We start from the raw sequence: 20089 nt of genomic DNA, 5'->3' as shown, positions 1-20089 counted from the left end.
CCCGCGATGCCGTCGCCAGATTCCTGCAAGACATCGGATTGACGCCGGTAGTTCTGCATGAGCAGGTTAATCGCGGACTGACAGTCATCGAGAAAGTCGAAGCAAACAGCGATGTCGGCTTCGCGGTCGTGTTGCTCACGCCCGACGACATGGGCAGCCTTAGGGGCCAGACACCTGAACCGCGTCCCCGCCAGAATGTGGTTCTCGAGCTCGGATACTTTCTCGGTAAACTTGGACGTGCCAAGGTCTGCGCCCTTAAGCGCGGGAACATGGAAATTCCGAGCGAGCTTGCTGGCGTTGTGTGGGAGCCAATGGACGATCATGGTGGCTGGAAGCTGGCGCTTGCGCGAGAATTGAAGGCAGCAGGCCATCAGATCGATCTGAATAAACTAACCAGTTGAGCCTCAGGTGCTTCGCCAGAGAGTTGACGGGGCAGACCGAAATCCAGGGCAAAATCGGTGCTGGCATGTCGGCCGTTTAACACCTCATTCACCCCGGAGGCGTCGACCTTGTGTTTGCCTCGGCTCCACAAGGATTAGGTCGCCGTCGACCGATGGGTCCACTCGCCGATACAGATCCAGATATTCGTTCCCGTAGACGTGCCCATCCTCTTCCGTGCTTACAATCCAAATCGATGTCCTGGGCTTGGCACCATCAGCAAAGCCGATTTCCCAAGGACACCATCGCGAGATCACGGAGTTTGCCGTCGCGAGAAACAGGAAAAAGTCGGTTGATCTGATCTTCTCCTGGATCCTATCGGCAGTCGTCCTATCTGGCTTTTCGGGCAAAGCCGTGTCTTCATAGTCGACATAAACATCCCAGTTGGCCCGCTGCAACAAGGTAACCAAACCCTTGGCATGTGCATTGTCTTTGCTGCTGTGACACAGAAAGGCCGTTCGCAGGCTGCGGGCGCGCGCTTCATTGAGAGACTTTGCGACACGTGTCGAAGGTGACGTCGCCGCGGCACGCAGCGTTCGTAGTGGAATCGGCATCGATCGACCTTGCAAGACTTAAATGGAGCTATGATGCTCCATAGAGGAAAACAAAGGTAATCTCGCGAAGATACGGAGCGGCAGCGAGCTTATGGAGAAACCGCATTTCGACCTGTTCATAAGCTACGTGCGCAGCGACGCGCGCGTCAAGATCGGCCGCCGCACATTCGATATGGTTGAGCTATTCAAGCGTGAACTTGAGGACCACGTACGACCGAAGGGTTTACCCGGCCCCACCAACTTCGTGGTCTGCACCGACATCGATGATTTTGAGCTAGGTGGCACCTTTGACCAGGTGATGAGAGACCGCATCGGGCACTCCACAGCCTTCTTGCTTGTGTGCAGCCCTCAGGTGCGCGCCAGCAAATACGTTATGCGCGAAATTGAGCTCTTTCAGCTGCTTAAGCCGGCGCAGCCACCCCTAGCCGCGATTCGCGGCGCAAGCCCGTCGTCAATCTTGCCTGAACTTTTTTCCGATCAAACCGTCGTAGCTGATCTTACTTGTTATGGCGATGCCACACTTCGTGAGGTTCGCGCAACCTTGCGGCGCGAAAGTCACAAGATTGTCGCTCAAGTTTGGGGAATACCTGTACGGCAAGTCTACGATCGTTTCGAGGCGCGCCACCGCTCTAACCGTCGGAAGATTGCCACCGCCGCTGTCGCCGTCGTCTCCTCAATTGTTGGAATCGTGCTTTGGCTCGGCGGAGAAATTGGCTACCATAGGGTCAAGGAGCTAATTCCTCCGGCGAAGCTAGTATCACCGGCAGGAGTAGGATTCACCACGGCGTCAGCTCCTGTCGTCATTCGCGACCGCGCGGCCTACGTCTGGCAAGACCCTGCAAGCCCTCCTAAAACGCTCGATCTTTCAATTTACGCGTTGCGAGCACTTCAGTATTCGCCCGGCCACATGCTGGTCGCGGACGTCAACGAATTTGCGATCGTTGATCTTTCGAGCGGATCCTCTTCATCTCAACATGTCTTTGAGGGCGAGATCTCCGGAATCGCATCCTGGAAAGGTTCGGCAGCCGTTTCCAACAAGGACGGCACCGTCCTGATATTATCACCCGACGGCACAGTTGCAGAAGGACCCCGCCCGACTTCGCAGACGGGTCGACGCTTTCCTGCTTTCCGTGAAACTGGACCGTTTCGCTACGGCGAGCAGCTCGCCTTGAATGACCATTACCTCGCGAGCGCCACATTGACTGGCCAACTAGGCATACTCGACCGGACGACCGGCAGTTTCGTTGTCGCCAACACGCCGCAGTTTCCATTGGCTGAACCAGTAGAACGCTCAGAAGATCCGGTACTTTATGAAACGGAGAACACCCGGCCAATTTCGACTGTCGCCTTCCTTCCTGACGGTGACTTGATGTTTGCCGAAGGTGCAGGTCTTCGCCGCATTAATCCTAGGAGCGGCAGGATCTCCTTCCTCTCGCATTGCGACATCGAATTGGTACGCCAGATTATCCCCCTACCAAGAACCAATCGGCTGATTGCGCTCACGACATCTACCTTGGAGGAACTTGAGATTGACCAACGTGATCGCAGCAAGGTGCGCTGCATAAGGCGCTCCACATTGGCTCCAAAATCTGCTCCGCGCGCGGCCTTGTCCGACGATGGCCAGACTTTATTGGTCGCATATTTCGATGCGGCTCCTGACCTCTGGCAACCGACTTACAGCCTATTTGGCCTGCAGGTTAGAATACCTTCTTGGCTTTGGTAGAGCCATCGCATCTCGAGCCGCGGCCGGTCCAGGGGCTTCTTAAGCTCGATTGGCCTTTGTTAGAATCTTATCAGTGCTTGGCGCATCTTTGCCGTCGGCCCGCACCGGCGGAATCCCTCAAATGCGACTCCGCCGATATCGAAGCGTGAGTTCTTCGTTTCCATTGAGAGGGATTCGAACTGTCACCACGCTTGCCGGGTGGGGGCAACGCACCGACGATTTCCAATCAGCAAGAAACCACCGCTCAAAGGCGCGAGCCTGCCAATCACATTGTCGGGAGTAGATGGGCCGCCGGCTGCCACAAAACACCGTTTGAAAACCGTTTTAGTTCGGCCCTCTCAAACGGTTTCTTGCGTTAACGCCTTGATTTATATGGTGGGCGCACCACGGCTCGAACCTGGGACCCGCTGATTAAGAGTCGTGAATCGTCCGATTTGCACTCCGAAGCCGCCGATTCCCGCACTGCCTGGGCACAAAGGTTTGCGGCGAGCAATTCTCGAATAAGCAATGAGCAGAGTGGCCGGACCAAATGTCTGGGGGAATTAATCATGTCGCGTTCATAGATGCCAAGGCGCAACACCGACAAACTCGCTCGCGCTAAATCACGGCCTGCTCCTGCTCAATGGGACGAGGACGAAGTGATGACCCTAGTCGAGGCTATCGCGGTGTTTTTTCCTTCCGGTCCATTGACGCTATCATCACTACGCAGGGCAGCCGCAGCTGGGACTCTTGAAATCGCCAAAGTGGCGGGCAAGGATCTGACTACCCCTCGTGCCATTCGCAGATTGGTCAAGCCGTCATGCCGGGCCGCAAAGCCAAACCGCCACGACTCTGGTTCAGAGAAGACGATGAAACCTGGATCATCCTGGACCGCGGCCGGCAGATCCGCACAGGCTGCAGCCGCGACGACATTGACGGCGCTGCGAAGGCGCTCGAAACCTACATCGGCGAGCGACATACCAGCACAGTCGGCGCGACCGACCCCAGCGCCCTCGCCATAGCTGACGTCCTTACCGCCTACGAAATTGCAAAGCGCCCCAAGGAAAAGAGCGACCAACGCGGTTGGGCGCAGCACGATCTACTGCTTATCCGCTTGCTCGATCTCAACAATTTCTTTGGCGACAAGACTGTCAGCGCGATCAAGGCGCAGCTCTGCCGCGACTTTGTTGACTGGTCGACCGGCACACCCAACGACAACAACAAGGCCGCCGGCATTGCGCCGCGCGAGAGCACGGTCTCCGACCAGACGGCGCGGAGGCGCTTGGAGGATCTCCGCGCCGCGGTCAACGCCTATCACGCCGAGCATACGCTGAGCTTCGTGCCTAGGGTGACGTTGCCGACCAAGACCGAGGGCCGGCAGCGCTGGCTCACGCGTAACGAAGCCGCGCGCCTGCTCGGGGCTGCGCTCGGCTATGTCTGGGATGGAGAGAAGAAGACGTGGAAGCGTGCCAACGGCCGACTGGTCCGCCGCGCGCGTTGGATCGTAAACCGCCGCCGGCCGGCCGCGCGCTTCATCCTGGTCGGCCTCTATTCGGCCAGGCGCGAGGAGACGATCCGGCGGACGCAATGGCTGGCGACTACGACGCATCCATGGATGAACTTGGACACGATGATCTATCAGGGCCGCGGCACCGAGGAGCGCAAGACCAAGAAGCGCCGGCCTCCGGCGAAGATCGCGAACCGGCTGCGGCCGCACTTGGTGCGCTGGCGCAAGATCGATGCACACCGATCGGCCGAGCTACGCGCCGCCGGCAGCATGAAGACAGGCGAAGAGATTCGCTTCGTCGTCACGCGCATGAACGACGGGCGCCCGCTCGCCGGGAAGATCCGTTCAGCCTGGGAAGGCATACTTGAGGATGCCGGGCTCGGTGAGGACGTCGTGCGCCACTCGCTGCGCCACACCGCCGCGACCTGGTTGATGCAGCAGGGCACCGACCGCTGGCAGGCCGCCGGCTGGCTCGGGATGACGCTGGAGCAGCTTGAGAACGGCTACGGGCACCATCACCCGGATTTCCAGGAAGAGGCGGCGGAGGCGTTCGGGGGAAGGCGTTAAGGTTCTACTTAACCACACGCAACTCGCGTGAGTTCACAGGCGATGATGCAGGAGCTGCGATGCCGAACAACAGCGAGGACAATTCGCGATCAGGAATCGAAAGCTCCGCAGAGATGTGGCGCAATGTTATGCCATCGCGCCATAGCGCTGTAAGGACCTTAGCCCACACCTGGGAACTCTCCGGCTCAATACCATTAGGTTCAATGTGGCGCCCCAGCTTGTTCAATTCGATGTAATAACTACGATAGTGCCAATCAGAGATCACACCGATCTTGTGCAAGGCATAGTTCAGCGCAGCGACTGAAACACGCCAACGTTTCTTTCCTACGATGAGATCATCGAGACACCGAACGCGCGGAACATGAGCCAGCAGATCGGCTGGCGGCATCAAAAAGGCAGACGCGAAGGCGTTGGCTTCATCCTCAGCACTTTTATGGCCTGATCCAGTATGTCGATGCATCACGAGATGGCCGAGTTCGTGCGCCGCATCGAAGCGGCTGTGCTCGGCCGTCTTGGCGGTGTTTAGAAACACATACGGCTTCTCGTTCCTCCAGAAAGAATAGGCATCTAGATGCCGCGTCTCTTCAGCAAGCGAGAAAACTCGAACTCCGCGCGCCTCGAGTAGATTAATCATGTTCGAGATGGGGCGCTCACCAATGCCCCAAAATGATCGAACGGCGGCAGCAGCTTCACCAGGCGAAGCGTTGTTGACCTGCGGCAGAGAGTGCGCCGGTAGTTCGAACCTGTCACAGATCCAGTCGTCTAGTTCGAATGCCAAAGCTCCCGCCGCGAGCGCAGCGTCCCGTGCGCCGGCCGTCAAAGACCGCAGCGACCTAAAACTGACGCCATCTCGGTTCGGATACTCAAGGCTTCGCTTTAGGAAAAAATCTTCAGGATAGCCTGACAGTCGGCAAAGGCGATCTAGCACGGCTTCGCTGAAGTCGCTGCCGTCCTCGAAACGCTGAAGTGTCTTTCTATCGATGCCTAGGGCCTGGGCGAATCCGATTCTCGTCAGTCCGAGCCGAAGCCGGACCAACTCGACCCTTTCCGGGTTCTGCATCTTCTATTTCTTACTTACGCTTGATCTGTATATCGACAATATCGGTAGGAGAGTTGTCATCCTTGCGGCGACCGACTCCGGTGTCATCTTCACCAGACAACAAGATCAATCGCTTGCCGAACTGCGTAAAAAAGTTCCCATCGAAGCCGACGGGCCATGAAAGCTCTGCGCCAACCGGGTTGACGTTGTCAATGAAGGTACCGAGGACCCACGTCTGATACCCGTCGTTCATATGCGGATCGATGACCGGAACTTCGAGGCCGGGTAGCCACGCAGTTCGATTACAGAAAGAAGTAAGCTTGCTCACCTCTCCTTTCGGGGATCGATTAGACGGCCGCCCGGTCGGGCTACCAGCAAGTTCATCGAAGTTGCATGGCACTATTCGCAACTTCCGCTTCGGGTGTCGGATAGCGCACTGGTTGTTGCTATCATCCTTGAGCCATCCCCGCGGGAGGTAGTAGTCCCGGAGACCGCGACCTAACTTGCCATAGACGAGATAGCTGCCGAAGCCCGGCGCGTCGTTCGCCGTGATAAACGATCTTTCATGCGCGGCCAGTTCGATGGCATGGATCAGCCCGGCACGATCCAGATCTAATTTTTCGAGTTCATCATCGACTTGAAACGCGTGCCACACCACGGCCTGATCGGGCATGCAATGAGTCTCCTTTTCCTGCATCAGATGATGCAGGAATTTGGGACATCCCGCAACAACAAAGTGCCCGTCCCCTGGTTGAAGACTGACCAAGCGCGGCTGACCGGGAAGATCGAGGCCAAAACGTTGCGCATTTCATTGCGGAAATGCCTGACCAAAAATATAAGTGCTTGAAATAATGGTCGGAGTGGCAGGATTCGAACCTGCGACCCCTGCGTCCCGAACGCAGTGCTCTACCGGGCTGAGCCACACTCCGACAAGAGGCCGGCTTATAGCGTCGGGCTTGACGCACCGCAAGCGGCCGGCATGAGGAATTTTGTCCCTGTGAAAACGGGTCTTAAAACGCTGATTTTACCGGCGGGCCATGCAGCCGCCGAGGCCGCCGCCCGGCGGCTGGCCGCGGGCGGGCTGGTCGCGTTCCCGACCGAGACGGTCTACGGGCTCGGCGCGGATGCCGCCAATGCCACCGCGATCGCCCATCTCTACGCCGCCAAGGGGCGGCCGGCCTTCAATCCGCTGATCGCACATGTCGCCGAGCTCGCGGCCGCGCAGGCGATCGGGCGGTTCGATGACCGCGCCTTGCGGCTTGCCGAGGCGTTCTGGCCGGGGCCGCTGACGCTGGTGGTGCCGAAAACCGAAGGCTGCCCGGTCGCCGACCTTGCCACCGCGGGCCTCGACACCGTCGCGATCCGCGTTCCCGCCCATCCGGTGGCGCAGGCGATCCTGCGCGCCTTTGGCGGGGCGGTGGTGGCGCCGTCCGCAAACATTTCCGGCCACGTCTCGCCGACGCTGGCCTCCCATGTCGAAAGCGACCTTGCGGGGCGGATCGACCTGATCGTGGACGGCGGCCCGGTCGAGGTCGGCGTCGAATCCACCATCGTCGGCTGCCTCAACGCACCGATGCTGCTCCGTCCCGGCGGGCTGTCGCGCGAACGAATCGAGGCCGTGCTCGGCGCAGCCCTGGTGCGTCCGCCCGCGGAGGCCGACAGCGACGACAGCCAGCCGCTGGCGCCGGGCATGCTGGCCTCGCATTACGCGCCGCGCGCCCATGTGCGGCTCGATGCGCACGACGTTGCGCCAGGAGAAGCGCTGCTGGCGTTCGGTCCCGCGCGCCTGCCCGGCCTTGACGCCGCCACTGCCGTCATGAATTTGTCGCTCGCGGCCGATCTCGATGAGGCCGCCGCCAATCTGTTCGGCTATCTTCGCGCTCTCGACGCAAAGCGCCCGCGAGCGATCGCCGTGATGGCGATCCCTGAAGAAGGCTTGGGCGAGGCGATCAACGACCGGCTGCGCCGGGCTGCCGTGGCGCGATAAAGTGCCGGAATGAGAGACGAGATGAACATCGACACATCAGCAACCCCTCCGCTTGCGCCCGAGTTGATCGACCAGTTCCGCAGAATCGTCGGCGAACGCCACGCGATCACGGACGCGGCCGACATCCAGGCTTACGTCACCGAGGAGCGAAACCTGTTCCACGGCCGCTCGCCGCTGGTGCTGCGCCCGGGCTCGACCGCGGAAGTCTCCGAGATCTGCAAGCTCGCCTCCGCGCACAAAATCGCGCTGGTGCCGCAGGGCGGCAACACCGGCCTCGTCGGCGGCCAGACCCCGCACAATGGCGAGGTGGTGGTGTCGCTGCGCCGGCTCGACAAGATCCGCGAGGTCGACACCGCCTCCAACACCATGACCTGCGAGGCCGGCGTGGTGCTGCAGATCGCGCAGCAGAAGGCATCCGACGTGGACAGGCTGTTTCCACTGTCGCTCGGCGCGGAAGGAAGCTGCACCATCGGCGGCAATCTCTCCACCAATGCCGGCGGCACCGCCGCGCTGGCCTATGGCGTCGCGCGCGAGATGGCGCTGGGCCTGGAAGTCGTGCTCGCCGACGGGCGCGTGCTCAATTTGCTGTCGAAGCTGAAGAAGGACAACACGGGCTACAATCTGCACAACCTCTTCATCGGTGCCGAAGGCACGCTCGGCATCATCACCGCGGCGACGCTGAAGCTGTTTCCGAAACCGCGCGCGATCGAGACCGCCTTCGTCGGGCTGAAATCGCCGGCGGCGGCCTTGAAGCTGCTCACGATCGCGCAAAGTGAAGCCGCCAATTCACTGACGAGCTTCGAGTTGCTGTCGCAGATGGCGGTCGATTTCTCGGTCCGCCACGGCATCGACGTGCGCGATCCGCTTGCCGGGAAGCATCCCTGGTACGTGCTGATGGAGTTGTCGGCAGCCGGCGACGACGCCCGCACGCCGCTGGAAACGATCCTGACCCGCGCGATGGAAGAGGAGATCGTCGACGACGCCGTGATCGCGGCCAACCTCACCCAGCGCAACGACTTCTGGAAGCTGCGCGAGGAGATGTCGTCCGCACAGAAGCCCGAGGGCGGCTCGATCAAGCACGACATTTCCGTGCCCGTTGCCACTGTACCCGCCTTCATCGCGGAGGCCGATGCCGCCGTGGTGAAGCTGATCCCCGGCGCGCGGCCGGTGCCGTTCGGCCATCTCGGCGACGGCAATCTGCATTACAATGTCAGCCAGCCTGTTGGCGCCAACACCGCGGATTATCTCGCGCGCTGGCATGAGATGAACGCTGTCGTCTTCGCGATCGTGCTGCGCATGGGCGGCTCGATCTCGGCCGAGCACGGCATCGGCGTGCTCAAGCGCGACGAACTGCCCGACGTCAAGGACAAGACCGCGATCGAGCTGATGCGGTCCATCAAGGCGATGCTCGATCCGCACGGCATCATGAATCCGGGGAAGGTGCTGTGAGCGCGCTTGCGATCGACGCGATCGCCGACGCCGAGGTCGAGCCGGTCGTCGCCCTGTGGCAGCGCTGCGGCCTGACGCGGCCGTGGAACGATCCGCATGCCGACGTCGCGCTGGCGCGGCGGCGCGAGAACTCGACGATTCTGGTCGGCCGCGACGGCGGCACCGTCGTTGCCACCGTCATGGTCGGCCATGACGGCCATCGCGGCTGGGTCTATTACGTCGCCGTCGATCCTGATGGCCGCAAGCGCGGCTATGGCCGCGCGATCATGTCCGCGGCCGAGGACTGGCTGCGCCAGGCCGGCATCGCAAAGCTCCAGCTCCTGGTCCGCCGCGAGAATGCGCAGGCCAATGCGTTCTACCAGTCGCTCGGCTTCGAGGAATCCACCTCGGTGATGTTCCAGAAGTGGCTCGACGGCCGCGAACACTAGCTGAAAGACAGTCATGACCATTTCCGATCGCGTCCGCATCAAGGACGTCCGCGTGCTCTCTGACAATTGGACCATCCTGAAAAACACCACGTTCGAGTACCGGCGCGCCAGCGGCGAATGGCAGACGCAGCACCGCGAAATCTATGAGCGCGACAACGCCGCGGCCGTGCTACCCTACAACCGCGCGCGGCGCACCGTGATCCTGGTCCGCCAATTCCGCCTGCCGGCGTTCATCCGCGGCTACGACGATCTCCTGATCGAGGCCGCCGCCGGCGTGCTGGACGACGCCTCGCCCGAGGTGCGCATCCGCGCCGAGGCCGAGGAGGAAACCGGCTACCGCCTGCACCACGTCCACAAGGTGTTCGAGGCCTTCATGAGCCCCGGCGCCGTCACGGAGAGGCTGCATTTCTTCGTCGCCGAGTACGAGCCGGAGATGCGCGTCAGCGCCGGCGGCGGCCTCGCGCACGAAGGCGAGGACATCGAGGTGCTGGAGCTCTCCATCGACGAGGCGCTGGCGATGATCGCGGACGGCCGCATCATCGACGCCAAGGCAATCATGCTGCTGCAGCATGCGGCGCTACATGTGTTTCGGTAGCTTTACCCGCCGCTGGAGGGGACCCTCCAGGAGAGGGTAAGCGGCACCGCCGATGCGGCATCATCCGCAACTGCAATTCTGGCCTGCGCCGCGCTGCCCCCCGTTGAGCTCACCGCCGACTATCTCTAGTCTGGTCCCAACCAAGAACCAGGAGACGCGCCCATGTCCGCTCTGCGCGACGACGAATTCGGCTTTGCACCCGACTACGATGCCCCCGTCCCCTACATGCAGCGCACCCGCGACTATTACGCGGCGATCGGCTATACCACGGCGTATCGCTGGGCGCATTACACCGAGGCGCCATTCCAGCCGTTGAAGAAGCCGCTCGGACAATCGCGCGTCACCATCATCACCACGGCTGCACCGTTCGATCCGACCAAGGGCGACCAGGGGCCGGGCGCGGCGTATAATGGCAGCGCGAAATTCTACCAGGTCTATGATGGTGACACGTCGAGGCAGCACGATTTGCGCATCTCGCATATCGGCTACGACCGCAAGCACACCACGGCCACCGACAACGGCACCTGGTTTCCGCTGCCGCAGCTCTTGAAGGCGAGCGCGGCGGGGCGAATCGGCGACGTCGCCCCGCGCTTCTTCGGCGCGCCGACCAATCGCAGCCATCGCGTCACGCTCGACACCGACGCGCCCGAGATACTGGCGCGCTGCCTCGCGGACCAGGTCGATGTCGCCGTGCTGGTGCCGAACTGCCCGGTCTGCCACCAGACCACCGCGCTGGTGGCGCGGCATCTCGAGGCCGGCGGTATTTCGACCGTGATCATGGGCTGTGCCAAGGACATCATCGAGCACGCCGCCGTGCCGCGCTTCTTGTTCTCCGACTTCCCGCTCGGCAATTCCGCCGGCAGGCCGCAGGACGTCGGCTCGCAGGCGCAGACGCTCGAGCTGGCGCTGACACTGCTGGAGACCGCAAGCGGCCCGCAGACCACGATGCAGTCGCCGCTGCGCTGGAGCGAGGACGCCTCCTGGAAGCTCGACTACAACAACGTCGCGCAGCTCTCGCCTGAAGAGCTCGCGCGCCGCCGCGCCGAATTCGACAAGCAGAAGGAGATCGCGCGCGGCAATCGCGCCGCCTGACGTCCTCCGACAACCAGAACAAAAAGGGAGAGAGACGTGACGCGACCGTTCGAGGGCGTGAAGATCCTGGATTTCACCCAAGTGCTGGCCGGCCCCTATGCGAGCTACCAGCTCGCGCTGCTCGGTGCCGACGTCATCAAGGTCGAGCGGCGCGAGGGCGAGGACATGCGCCGCACGCCGCTGTCGCGCGAATGGGCCGAGCGCGGCCTTGCGCCGGCGTTCCAGGCCATCAACGGCAACAAGCGCAGCCTGACGCTCGATCTGCAGAAGCCCGATGCGATCGCGATCGTGAAGAAGCTCGCGAGCCAGGTCGACGTCGTCATGGAGAATTTCCGCCCCGGCGTGATGGACAAGCTCGGCATCGGCTACGAGGCGCTCTCGGCGATCAATCCGAAGCTGATCTATTGCGCCGTCTCAGGCTTCGGCCAGACCGGCCCGGATCGCTTGCGGCCCGGCTATGACGGCAAGATGCAGGCGCTGTCGGGCATCATGGCGATCACGGGCCATCCCGAAACGGGTCCGACCCGCGCCGGCTTTGCGGTTTGCGACGTGCTTTCGGGCGCCACGGCTGCGTTCGGCGTGTCGAGCGCGCTGTACCAGCGCGACCGCACCGGCAAGGGGCAGCTCATCGACGTCTCCATGCTGGAGGCGACGATGGCGTTTCTCTCCGGGCAAATCGCGGACTGGTCGGTTGCCGGCCATCGCCAACAGTTGTCAGGCAATCAGGCCGTCAGCCGCCGGACCACGGCGAATTTGTTCAGATGCGGCGACGGCCATATCCTGCTCGCCGTCAACAACGAAAAGCAGTATCGCGCGCTGATGAGCGCACTCGGCCGCGAGGACACGCTCTCCGATCCGCGCTTCGCCGACTGGTTCTCGCGCAACGAGAACGAGCCGGCCCTGCGCGCCATCATCGAAGAGGCGCTCGCGGCCAGGCCCGCGCGCGAATGGGAGAGGATTTTGGAGGACGCCGGCGCGCCCTGTTCCAGCATCTGGAAGGTCGAGGAAGTGATCGATCATCCGCAGATCAAGGCCCGCGGCGCGATCCAGGAGCTGGATACGCCCTACGGCCTCCTGCGCTTCGCCGGCAGCGGATTCAAGCTCGCGCATGGCGGCGGCAAGCTGGACCGGATGGCGCCGGAACTGGGCGCGGATACGGACGCGGTGCTGGGAGAGTTGGGTTTCGATGCGGCGGAGATCGCGGCGCTCAGGGCAAGGGAGATCGTGTGAGGGCGTAGCCTCACTCCACCCTACGGCGCCGGTGATCAGAACAACGACCCTTGTCCGCCATCCTCCGGCCCGGCCACCGTTTTCCGCGCGGCCTTCTTCGGTTTCGCGGCCTCTACCTCCGCCTCCATCTCCTCCGCACTGATCGGCAGCAGCAACTGCTCGTCGTCATTGGCGACGCGATTGACGCGGGTGGAGACCGGGTGCCAGGCGAATTCGCCGATGCGCGGGGCCGTCATCAGCGGCAGGATCGTATCGACCTCGTCGCCCCTTATATCGAGCCAGCGCTCGAAATCGCGCGGGCTGATGGTGACGGGCACGCGGTCATGCAGCGCGGCCAGATCCTCGCCTGCCGCCGCCGTGACGATTGCGACCGTATCGAGTTCCTCGCCGTTCGGCCCGGCCCAGGTCTCGAATATCGCGGCAAAGCCGAGCGGCGTGCCGTCGGCGCGGTGGATGAAGAAGGGCTGCTTGCGGCCACCTTCGGCCTTCCATTCGTAATAGCCGTCAGCCGGGATCAGGCCCCGCCGCCGGCGAATCGCGCGTTTGAACGCCGGCTTCTCCAGCACCGTTTCCGAGCGGGCATTGATCAGGAGCGTAAACCCTTTGGGATCCTTGACCCAACTCGGCAACAGCCCCCAGCGCATCAGACGGAAATGTCGCGCGCCGTTCTCGACCAGAACAACCGGAATCGGTTGCGTCGGGGCGACATTGTACCGGGGCGGGAAATTCGGCTGCTCGATGTAGCCGAACAGTTGCCGTAAAGCCGCGGGGGCCGAAGTTATGACGAAGCGTCCACACATCCTAGGGCGTCTATATAGGGTCCGTTCAGGTCCTTTTAACCCCGAACGTTAACACTGCGGCGGATGAGCTCAACGGCCTCCCAACCCGCGCGGACGCATGCACAGACGGGCCCCGAGGCCGCCGCCTGGGCCGAGCGGCTGCGCGTGGCCAACATCAACCCTCGGACCGGGCTTGCCACCGACTATCTCAACCATTTCAATGAAGCCGTGATGCTGTTGGAGATGGTCCCGGACATGCCGGAATGCGCGGAAGATTTTTTGACCTGGTCGCCGCTGTCCTATGCCGAGCATTTCACGGCGTCGAATTTCAAGGCCCGCGATCTGGCGATCGAGGCCTATGAAAAAGCCGATCCGAACCTGCGCACCCAGTTCGACCACATCACCGACACCATGACCTCGATCCTGACCGCGGTCGGATCGGCCATGCGCGAGGTCGAGAAGGACACGACCCGCGTCCGCCTCGCCGAGCAGGCGACGGCCTGGGTCAAGCCGCTGATCGCGGCCTGCGGCGGCATCATCAATGGCGGCGCGGAAGCCGACGTCGATACCATCATGGCGAACTGAACCGTGGCTGCGGTCGCCCAGCCCAGCCATCCCCAGGTCGCGGTCAGTGCCGCGATCTTCCGCGACGGCAAGGTGCTGCTGACCCGCCGCGCCCGCTCGCCCGCCAAAGGGTTCTATTCGCTGCCGGGCGGCCGGGTCGAGTTCGGCGAATCGCTGCACCAGGCGCTGGCGCGCGAGGTCGACGAGGAGACCGGGCTCGCCATCGAGATCATCGGTCTCGCCGGTTGGCGCGAAGTGCTGCCGGCCACGGCCGGCGCCGGCCATTACCTGATCATGTCCTTTGCCGCCCGCTGGGTGGCCCGGGAGCCGGCCCTGAATGATGAGCTCGACGACTACCGCTGGATCGCCCCGGACGCCCTGGCGAGCCTCGGCGACCTCAAGCTGACCGGGGGGCTGGAGGAGGTCATTCAGGCCGCCGCCCGGCTGATCGGGCCCTGACCGCCTCGCCTTGCTTCCACCGGCGTGAAGAGGCATACCCCCCGCCGATGTCCACGCGATTTCTGGCCATTTTCGCCCTGATTCTCGCCTGCGCCTCCGCGCCCGCCCGGGCCCAGGACGTGGCGGCGCCGTTCGACGCCGATTTGCAGCGGCTGGCGGAGATTCTCGGCGGGCTGCACTATCTGCGCGGCATCTGCGGGTCCAACGAAGGCAACAAATGGCGCAACGAGATGCAGGCGCTGATCGATGCGGAAACCCCCTCCGGCGAACGCCGCACCCGCATGATCGCCGGCTTCAACCGCGGCTATAACGGCTTCCAGCAGACCTACCGGAGCTGCACGCCCGCCGCGACGGTGGCGATCCGCCGCTATATCGAGGAAGGCTCGAAAATCTCGCGCGATCTCACGGCGCGTTACGCGAACTGAGCGCCCGCCCCCCTCATCCGAACGCAAGTCCCTCATCCTACGCGTCGCAGGAACCCTGTCATCGTCTTTGTTCACAGCCGTTAACCGTTCCTAAAGATGTGGCCTAGCAAGCGTTAATGCGCGTGCTACACCTCTCGCACAGCGCATCGCCGTGGATCGCGCCCCAGCCCTGTCGAGTTTCATGAGCCATCCAGTGTCCTATGCCCCCGCCCGCGCGCCGCTACCCGATCACGAGCAGAAACAGGCCGCGCTGAGCTATCTCAACGAGGCCTGGGCCGAAGCGCGCCACGATGGCGTCGACGGCGACTGCCTGGCGCAGGCGAGCCTGTTTGCGGCCTTGGCCGAGCTCGTGGGCACCTATGGCGAGGACGCGGTGGCGAAATTCGTCGAGGGCTTTCCCGGCCGCATCCGCAACGGCGAATTCTCCGTCGACATCTCCCGGCAGTAACCGCTGTTCGAAAATGACCCCGCCACGCGGGCGGGGCCAGTCTACGGATGAATGACTTTGCGAACAGGATTTTGCGAACGAGTTCGCGAAGTCTGCTGCGTTTATCGCACGGAAGCCGCCTTACCCGGACAAGCATTAGTCTCGCGACGGCCGGGAGATGTTCCCGCTGCGGTCGGGAAATGTTGTCTCTAGTCCGTCTCGATCGGCAGCGCCGGGTCCCTCGCCCACTCACCCATCGAGGCGTCGTACAGCGTCAGCTTGTCGTAGCCGAGTTGCGTCAGCATCAGCAGGTCGATCGTCGCCGAGATGCCGCCGCCGCAATACAGGATCACATCCTTGTCGCGCGTGACGCCTGCCGCGGCGAACTTCGCTTCGGCATCCGCAAGCGAGGTCATGGTCTTGTCGGCATTCACGAGCGTTGCAGCCGACACGTTGACGCTGCCGGGAACACGGCCGGGCTGGCCGTAGCGGCTCGGCTCGAGGCCGCGATGAAACTGCGGTCCCAGTGCGTTGACGATTGCCGTGGAGGGATCACCGATCCGCGCCTTTACGGTGCTCTTGTCGACGAAGAAGCCCGCGCGCGGCGCGGCCTTGAAGGTCGTGGCGGGATAGCCCTTCGATGCGCCCGTTACGACCGGCCGCCCCTCGGCCTTCCATTTGTCGAAACCACCATCGAGCACTTTCGCATCGACGCCGAGCGAGCGCAGCATCCACCAGAACCGCGTCGACCACATCATGGTGCCGATGCTGTAGAGCACGATGGTCTTTGACGCATCCGCGCCATGGCGGCCGAACGCGGCCTCCAGCTGCGCGATACCGGGCATCATGAAGAACTGCTGCGCGGAGGTGTCGGAGAACTCGCCCTGCAGGTCGAGGAAATCGGCGCCCGGGATGTGGCCGGCCGCGAAGGTCTTATCGCCGGGCACTGCGCGATAGGGCAAATCGCTGCCCGGTGGCACCGGCTCGTTGTAGGTCGTGCAGTCGTAGAGGCGCAGGTTGGGATCGCCGAGTATAGCGGCGAGTTGGTCGGTGGTGATGAGGGGTGTCGGTTGGGACATCTGACTGCTCTCCCTATCGAGGGAGTGTAGCTTTCTCCCCTCGTCATTGCGAGCGCAGCGAAACAATCCAGACTGCCGCCGCGGAGGGATTCTGGATTGCTTCGCTTCGCTCCTCGCAATGACGAGGCTGCATCCTGCCCTACTGCTTCAGCGTCTCCAGAAACCGCACGGGCTCGCCTTGCGAGGCCGTCACCAGTTCGCCCTGCCACATCACGCGGCGACCGCGGATGAAGGTGCCGACGGGCCAACCGGTCACACGCACGCCATCATACGGCGTCCAGCCGGCCTTGGAAGCCACCCATTTGTTGGTGATGGTTTCGCTGCGCTTGAGATCGACGATGGTGAAATCGGCGTCGTAGCCCGCGGCGATGCGGCCCTTGCAGGCCATGTTGTAGAGGCGCGCGGGGCCGGCGCTGGTGAGGTCGACGAACCGTGCCAGCGACAGCCGGCCGGCATTGACGTGGTCGAGCATGAGCGGCACCAGCGTCTGCACGCCGGTCATGCCCGAGGGCGAAGCGGGATAGGTCTTCTGCTTCTCTTCCAGCGTATGCGGGGCGTGATCGGAGCCGAGCACGTCGATGATGCCCTGCTCGATGCCGCGCCAGATGCCGGCGCGGTGATCGGCGCCACGCACCGGCGGGTTCATCTGCGCCAGCGTGCCGAGCCGCTCGTAGCATTCGGGCGCGACCAGCGTGAGATGGTGCGGCGTCGCCTCGCAGGACGCGACGTCCTTGTGGTCGCGCAGGAACTCGATCTCTTCCTTGGTCGAGATGTGCAGCACGTGGATACGCTTGCCGGTCTCGTGCGCGAGCTTGACCAGGCGCTGCGTCGCCGTCAGCGCCGCGGTCTCGTCGCGCCACACCGGATGCGAGCGTGTATCGCCCTCGATGCGCAGCGGCTTGCGCTCGTTGAGGCGGTATTCGTCCTCGGCATGGAAGGCGGCGCGGCGGCGGATCACCTGGAAGATACGGCGCAGGCTCTCGTCGTCCTCCACCAGCAGCGCGCCGGTCGAGGAGCCGATGAACACCTTGACGCCGGCGCAGCCCGGCGCGCGTTCGAGCACCGGCAGGTCCTGCACGTTCTCGCGGGTACCGCCGATGAAGAATGCGAAATCGCAATGCATGCGGTGATGGGCGCGCTTCACCTTGTCGGTGAAGGTGGCCTCCGTCACGGTCAACGGAGACGTGTTCGGCATCTCGAACACGGCGGTGACGCCGCCCATCACGGCGCTGCGCGAGCCGGTCTCGAGGTCTTCCTTCTGCTCCAGCCCGGGCTCGCGGAAATGCACCTGCGTGTCCATCACACCGGGCAGGATGTGCAGGCCCTTGCAGTCGATCACTTCCGCGGCAGACGCCTGCGACAGCGGGCCCAGTTCGGCGATCCGGCCGTTGGTGATGCCGATATCGCGAACACCCTCGCCGTCCTGGTTGACCACGGTGCCACCCCTGAGGATCACATCGAAACGCTGGGTCATGGCTGAAGGCCTCTCTCATCCCCAAGCGCAGGGCTCGAGGTCTTGTCGTTTAATCCTTGCGGGCTTACGTTCCGGAGCAACATGTCGCAAGAGATTTTCGCATGAAATCAGCGTTTCTTCCCGACCGGGGCGTGGTCAAGGTCGCGGGCGAGGATGCGCGCAACTTCCTCAACGGCCTCGTCACCACCGATCTCGACAGGCTCAAGCCGGGCCTGGGGCGATTCGGTGCGCTGCTGACGCCGCAGGGCAAGATCATCGTCGATTTCCTGATCACGGAAGCACCTGCCGGCCATGGCGGCGGGTTCCTGATCGACTGCCCGAAGCCGCTCGCCGAGGGCCTCGCCACCAAGCTGAAATTCTACAAGCTGCGCGCCAAGGTCATCGTGGAAAACCTCTCCGACGATCTCGGCGTGCTCGCTGCCTGGGACGGCCAGCCGGCCGCGCAACCGGACCTTGCCTTTGCCGATCCGCGCCATGGCGAGCTCGGCTATCGCATCCTGATCCCCGAACAGCTCAAGGAGAAGCTCTCCGATCTCATTGGCGCCGAACTGGTCGATGCCGCCGCCTATGAAGCCCACCGAATCGCGCTCGGGGTGCCTCGCGGCGGGCTCGATTTCACGTACAGCGACGCATTCCCGCACGAGACCAACATGGACCGGCTTGCCGGCGTCGATTTCGACAAGGGCTGCTATGTCGGCCAGGAGGTCGTCTCGCGGATGCAGCATCGCGGCACCGCGCGCACCCGCAGCGTCAAGGTGCTGCTCGATGACCTCTCGCCGGAGGCCGGCGTCAGCATTCTGGCCGGTGACAAGCCGGTGGGCACGATGGGTTCTTCGGCGCAGGGCAAGGGCATCGCGCTGGTGCGCATCGACCGCGTTGCCGACGCGCTCGACGCCGGCCAGCCGCTCACCGCCGGCGGCCTTGCCCTGACACTCGCCGAACCTGAAATCGTCCGTATTCCCGCCAAGCAGCCCACCGCATGAGCCGCGCCCCCCGCCTGCATCCCGACGGCCTGACGCGTTGCCCGTGGCCCGGCGAAGATCCGCTCTATGTCGCCTATCACGACACCGAATGGGGCGTGCCGGAATATGGCGACCGTGCGCTCTATGAAAAGCTGATCCTCGACGGCTTCCAGGCCGGCTTGTCCTGGATCACGATTTTGCGCAAGCGCGACAATTTCCGCAAAGCCTTCGACGACTTCCAGCCGGAGAAGATCGCGCGCTACAACGAAAAGAAAGTCCACGCGCTGATGAACGATGCCGGCATCGTTCGCAACCGCGCCAAGATCGACGGCGCGATCCTAAGCGCGAAGTCCTATCTGGACATCATGGAGAAGGGCCCCGGCTTCTCAAAGCTGCTGTGGGATTTCATGGGCGGAAGGCCCAAGATCAATCATTTCAAGACCACCGCAAGCGTGCCGGCCTCGACGCCGCTGTCCGTGCAAATCTCCAAGGAGCTCTCCTCGCGCGGCTTCAAGTTCGTCGGCCCCACCATCGTCTATGCCTTCATGGAAGCGACCGGCATGGTCAACGACCATCTCGTCGACTGCCATTGCCACGCGAACTGCGGCAAGACTCAGCGCAAGCCGCGCCTCAAGGTCAAATGAGCGCGAAGAAGACGGAGTCCGACTTGGCGTCCCGCGCCTGGCAGCGCATGCTGTCGGGCCGGCGGCTCGATTTGCTCGATCCCTCCCCGCTCGATATCGAGATTGCCGACATCGCGCATGGGCTGGCGCGGGTCGCGCGCTGGAACGGGCAGACCACCGGCGCGCACATCTTCTCGGTCGCGCAGCACACGCTGCTGGTGGAAACAGTGATGCGGAACGAGATGCCGCGCGCCGACCAGCGCATGCGGCTTGCCGCGCTTCTGCATGATGCGCCCGAATATGTGATCGGCGACATGATCTCGCCGTTCAAGGCTGTGCTGGACGGTCACTACAAGGCGGTCGAGAAGCGCCTGCTCGGCGCCATCCACATCCGTTTCGGCCTGCCGCCGGTGCTCTCCGACGACATCACGCTCGCCATCAAGGCCGCCGATCGCGGCGCGGCTTACCTCGAGGCGACCGAGCTTGCCGGCTTCAGCGAAAGCGAGGCGAGGCGCCTGTTCGGTCGCGACCCCGGCCTGTCCGACAGCGTCCGGCGCGACTACCTCACGCCCTGGACGGCGGCCCGGGCGGAGAAGCAGTTTCTGGAGCGGTTCAAGGCGGTGTTTGCGTAGCATCATCACTTCGTAGGGTGGGCGAAGCGAAATGCGCCCACCAAACTAGGCAAGATGTGCGAGCCGCGAAGCGGTGG

Annotated in this window: 21 protein-coding genes, 1 tRNA gene and 1 pseudogene; 16 read left to right on the top strand and 7 right to left on the bottom strand. The window is 63.1% G+C overall.

What is annotated here, in order from left to right; translation table 11 throughout:
- Positions 1-11 precede the first annotated feature (11 nt).
- Positions 12-401 (top strand): annotated as a pseudogene (locus OC450_RS05030) (TIR domain-containing protein); the annotation flags it as partial.
- 84 nt (positions 402-485) lie between these two features.
- Here the strand turns inward: OC450_RS05030 and OC450_RS34380 are convergent.
- Positions 486-992 carry a toll/interleukin-1 receptor domain-containing protein gene (locus OC450_RS34380; protein ID WP_410050494.1) on the bottom strand — a complete coding sequence of 169 codons (507 nt, stop codon included), beginning with the start codon at positions 990-992 and terminating at the stop codon, positions 486-488.
- A gap of 91 nt (positions 993-1083) precedes the next feature.
- Here OC450_RS34380 and OC450_RS05025 point away from each other — a divergent pair, with 91 nt between their 5' ends.
- Positions 1084-2715: a toll/interleukin-1 receptor domain-containing protein gene (locus OC450_RS05025; RefSeq protein WP_262047303.1), complete on the top strand. Its 1632-nt coding sequence runs from the start codon at positions 1084-1086 to the stop codon at positions 2713-2715.
- Between the two features lie 799 nt (positions 2716-3514).
- Positions 3515-4768, top strand: coding sequence for a hypothetical protein (locus tag OC450_RS05020; protein ID WP_262047302.1), 1254 nt, complete (start codon positions 3515-3517; stop codon positions 4766-4768).
- A 4-nt stretch (positions 4769-4772) separates the two neighbouring features.
- Here the strand turns inward: OC450_RS05020 and OC450_RS05015 are convergent, their stop codons facing one another.
- The 3 genes from OC450_RS05015 to OC450_RS05005 form a co-directional block, all read right to left on the bottom strand.
- Positions 4773-5828: an XRE family transcriptional regulator gene (locus OC450_RS05015; protein WP_262047301.1), complete on the bottom strand. Its 1056-nt coding sequence runs from the start codon at positions 5826-5828 to the stop codon at positions 4773-4775.
- Positions 5829-5838: 10 nt separating this feature from the next.
- Positions 5839-6480, bottom strand: a complete 642-nt coding sequence (locus OC450_RS05010) for a hypothetical protein (RefSeq protein ID WP_262047300.1) — start codon at positions 6478-6480, stop codon at positions 5839-5841.
- Positions 6481-6659: 179 nt separating this feature from the next.
- Positions 6660-6736 (bottom strand) — tRNA-Pro (locus OC450_RS05005).
- Between the two features lie 68 nt (positions 6737-6804).
- Between OC450_RS05005 and OC450_RS05000 the strand changes: the two genes are divergently transcribed.
- From OC450_RS05000 to OC450_RS04975, 6 genes are all read left to right on the top strand, one after another.
- Positions 6805-7794, top strand: coding sequence for an L-threonylcarbamoyladenylate synthase (locus tag OC450_RS05000; RefSeq protein ID WP_262047299.1), 990 nt, complete (start codon positions 6805-6807; stop codon positions 7792-7794).
- A 21-nt stretch (positions 7795-7815) separates the two neighbouring features.
- Positions 7816-9243 (top strand): FAD-binding oxidoreductase, encoded by a 1428-nt coding sequence (locus OC450_RS04995; protein ID WP_262047298.1) that lies wholly within the window; start codon positions 7816-7818, stop codon positions 9241-9243.
- On the top strand, positions 9240-9671 hold the full coding sequence (locus OC450_RS04990; RefSeq protein ID WP_211386743.1) for a GNAT family acetyltransferase: 432 nt from the start codon (positions 9240-9242) through the stop codon (positions 9669-9671). Before OC450_RS04995 ends, OC450_RS04990 begins: the two co-directional genes overlap by 4 nt.
- A 13-nt stretch (positions 9672-9684) precedes the next feature.
- Positions 9685-10266 carry an NUDIX domain-containing protein gene (locus tag OC450_RS04985; protein WP_211386744.1) on the top strand — a complete coding sequence of 194 codons (582 nt, stop codon included), beginning with the start codon at positions 9685-9687 and terminating at the stop codon, positions 10264-10266.
- A 162-nt stretch (positions 10267-10428) separates the two neighbouring features.
- Complete coding sequence (locus OC450_RS04980; protein ID WP_211386745.1) at positions 10429-11358, top strand: glycine reductase; 930 nt, start codon at positions 10429-10431, stop codon at positions 11356-11358.
- Between the two features lie 36 nt (positions 11359-11394).
- Positions 11395-12588, top strand: a complete 1194-nt coding sequence (locus OC450_RS04975) for a CaiB/BaiF CoA transferase family protein (protein WP_262047297.1) — start codon at positions 11395-11397, stop codon at positions 12586-12588.
- Positions 12589-12623: 35 nt separating this feature from the next.
- Here the strand turns inward: OC450_RS04975 and OC450_RS04970 are convergent, their stop codons facing one another.
- Positions 12624-13388 carry an SOS response-associated peptidase gene (locus OC450_RS04970; protein ID WP_211386747.1) on the bottom strand — a complete coding sequence of 255 codons (765 nt, stop codon included), beginning with the start codon at positions 13386-13388 and terminating at the stop codon, positions 12624-12626.
- A gap of 63 nt (positions 13389-13451) precedes the next feature.
- Here OC450_RS04970 and OC450_RS04965 point away from each other — a divergent pair, with 63 nt between their 5' ends.
- The 4 genes from OC450_RS04965 to OC450_RS04950 all read left to right on the top strand — a co-directional run bounded on the left by OC450_RS04965 (position 13452) and on the right by OC450_RS04950 (position 15263).
- Positions 13452-13952 carry a hypothetical protein gene (locus tag OC450_RS04965; RefSeq protein WP_211386748.1) on the top strand — a complete coding sequence of 167 codons (501 nt, stop codon included), beginning with the start codon at positions 13452-13454 and terminating at the stop codon, positions 13950-13952.
- 3 nt (positions 13953-13955) lie between these two features.
- Positions 13956-14390 (top strand): NUDIX hydrolase, encoded by a 435-nt coding sequence (locus OC450_RS04960; RefSeq protein ID WP_211386749.1) that lies wholly within the window; start codon positions 13956-13958, stop codon positions 14388-14390.
- Positions 14391-14437: 47 nt separating this feature from the next.
- Entirely contained in the window at positions 14438-14815 is a 378-nt protein-coding gene (locus OC450_RS04955) for a TIGR02301 family protein (RefSeq protein ID WP_211386750.1), read from the top strand.
- 181 nt (positions 14816-14996) lie between these two features.
- Positions 14997-15263: a hypothetical protein gene (locus tag OC450_RS04950; RefSeq protein ID WP_007594892.1), complete on the top strand. Its 267-nt coding sequence runs from the start codon at positions 14997-14999 to the stop codon at positions 15261-15263.
- A gap of 188 nt (positions 15264-15451) precedes the next feature.
- Here OC450_RS04950 and OC450_RS04945 read toward each other — a convergent pair whose 3' ends face one another.
- Complete coding sequence (locus tag OC450_RS04945; RefSeq protein ID WP_262047296.1) at positions 15452-16321, bottom strand: sulfurtransferase; 870 nt, start codon at positions 16319-16321, stop codon at positions 15452-15454.
- A gap of 139 nt (positions 16322-16460) precedes the next feature.
- On the bottom strand, positions 16461-17795 hold the full coding sequence (locus OC450_RS04940; protein ID WP_211386752.1) for a dihydroorotase: 1335 nt from the start codon (positions 17793-17795) through the stop codon (positions 16461-16463).
- Between the two features lie 101 nt (positions 17796-17896).
- Between OC450_RS04940 and OC450_RS04935 the strand changes: the two genes are divergently transcribed.
- Genes OC450_RS04935 through OC450_RS04925 form a run of 3 tightly spaced genes read left to right on the top strand, consistent with a single transcriptional unit; the run spans position 17897 to position 20012 of the window.
- Entirely contained in the window at positions 17897-18778 is an 882-nt protein-coding gene (locus OC450_RS04935; RefSeq protein ID WP_211386753.1) for a YgfZ/GcvT domain-containing protein, read from the top strand.
- A complete protein-coding gene (locus tag OC450_RS04930; RefSeq protein ID WP_211386754.1) occupies positions 18775-19401 on the top strand; it encodes a DNA-3-methyladenine glycosylase I in 627 nt (208 codons plus the stop codon). The genes OC450_RS04935 and OC450_RS04930 overlap by 4 nt, the downstream gene beginning before the upstream one ends.
- Entirely contained in the window at positions 19398-20012 is a 615-nt protein-coding gene (locus tag OC450_RS04925; RefSeq protein ID WP_211386755.1) for a YfbR-like 5'-deoxynucleotidase, read from the top strand. The genes OC450_RS04930 and OC450_RS04925 overlap by 4 nt, the downstream gene beginning before the upstream one ends.
- Positions 20013-20089: the final 77 nt, after the last annotated feature.

The organism is Bradyrhizobium sp. Bra78 (assembly GCF_024519855.1).
In the GTDB taxonomy this organism is placed as follows: Bacteria; Pseudomonadota; Alphaproteobacteria; order Rhizobiales; family Xanthobacteraceae; genus Bradyrhizobium; species Bradyrhizobium japonicum_G.
The sequence above is the reverse complement of the archived record's forward strand: the minus strand, read 5'-3'. Positions and strand labels throughout refer to the sequence as shown.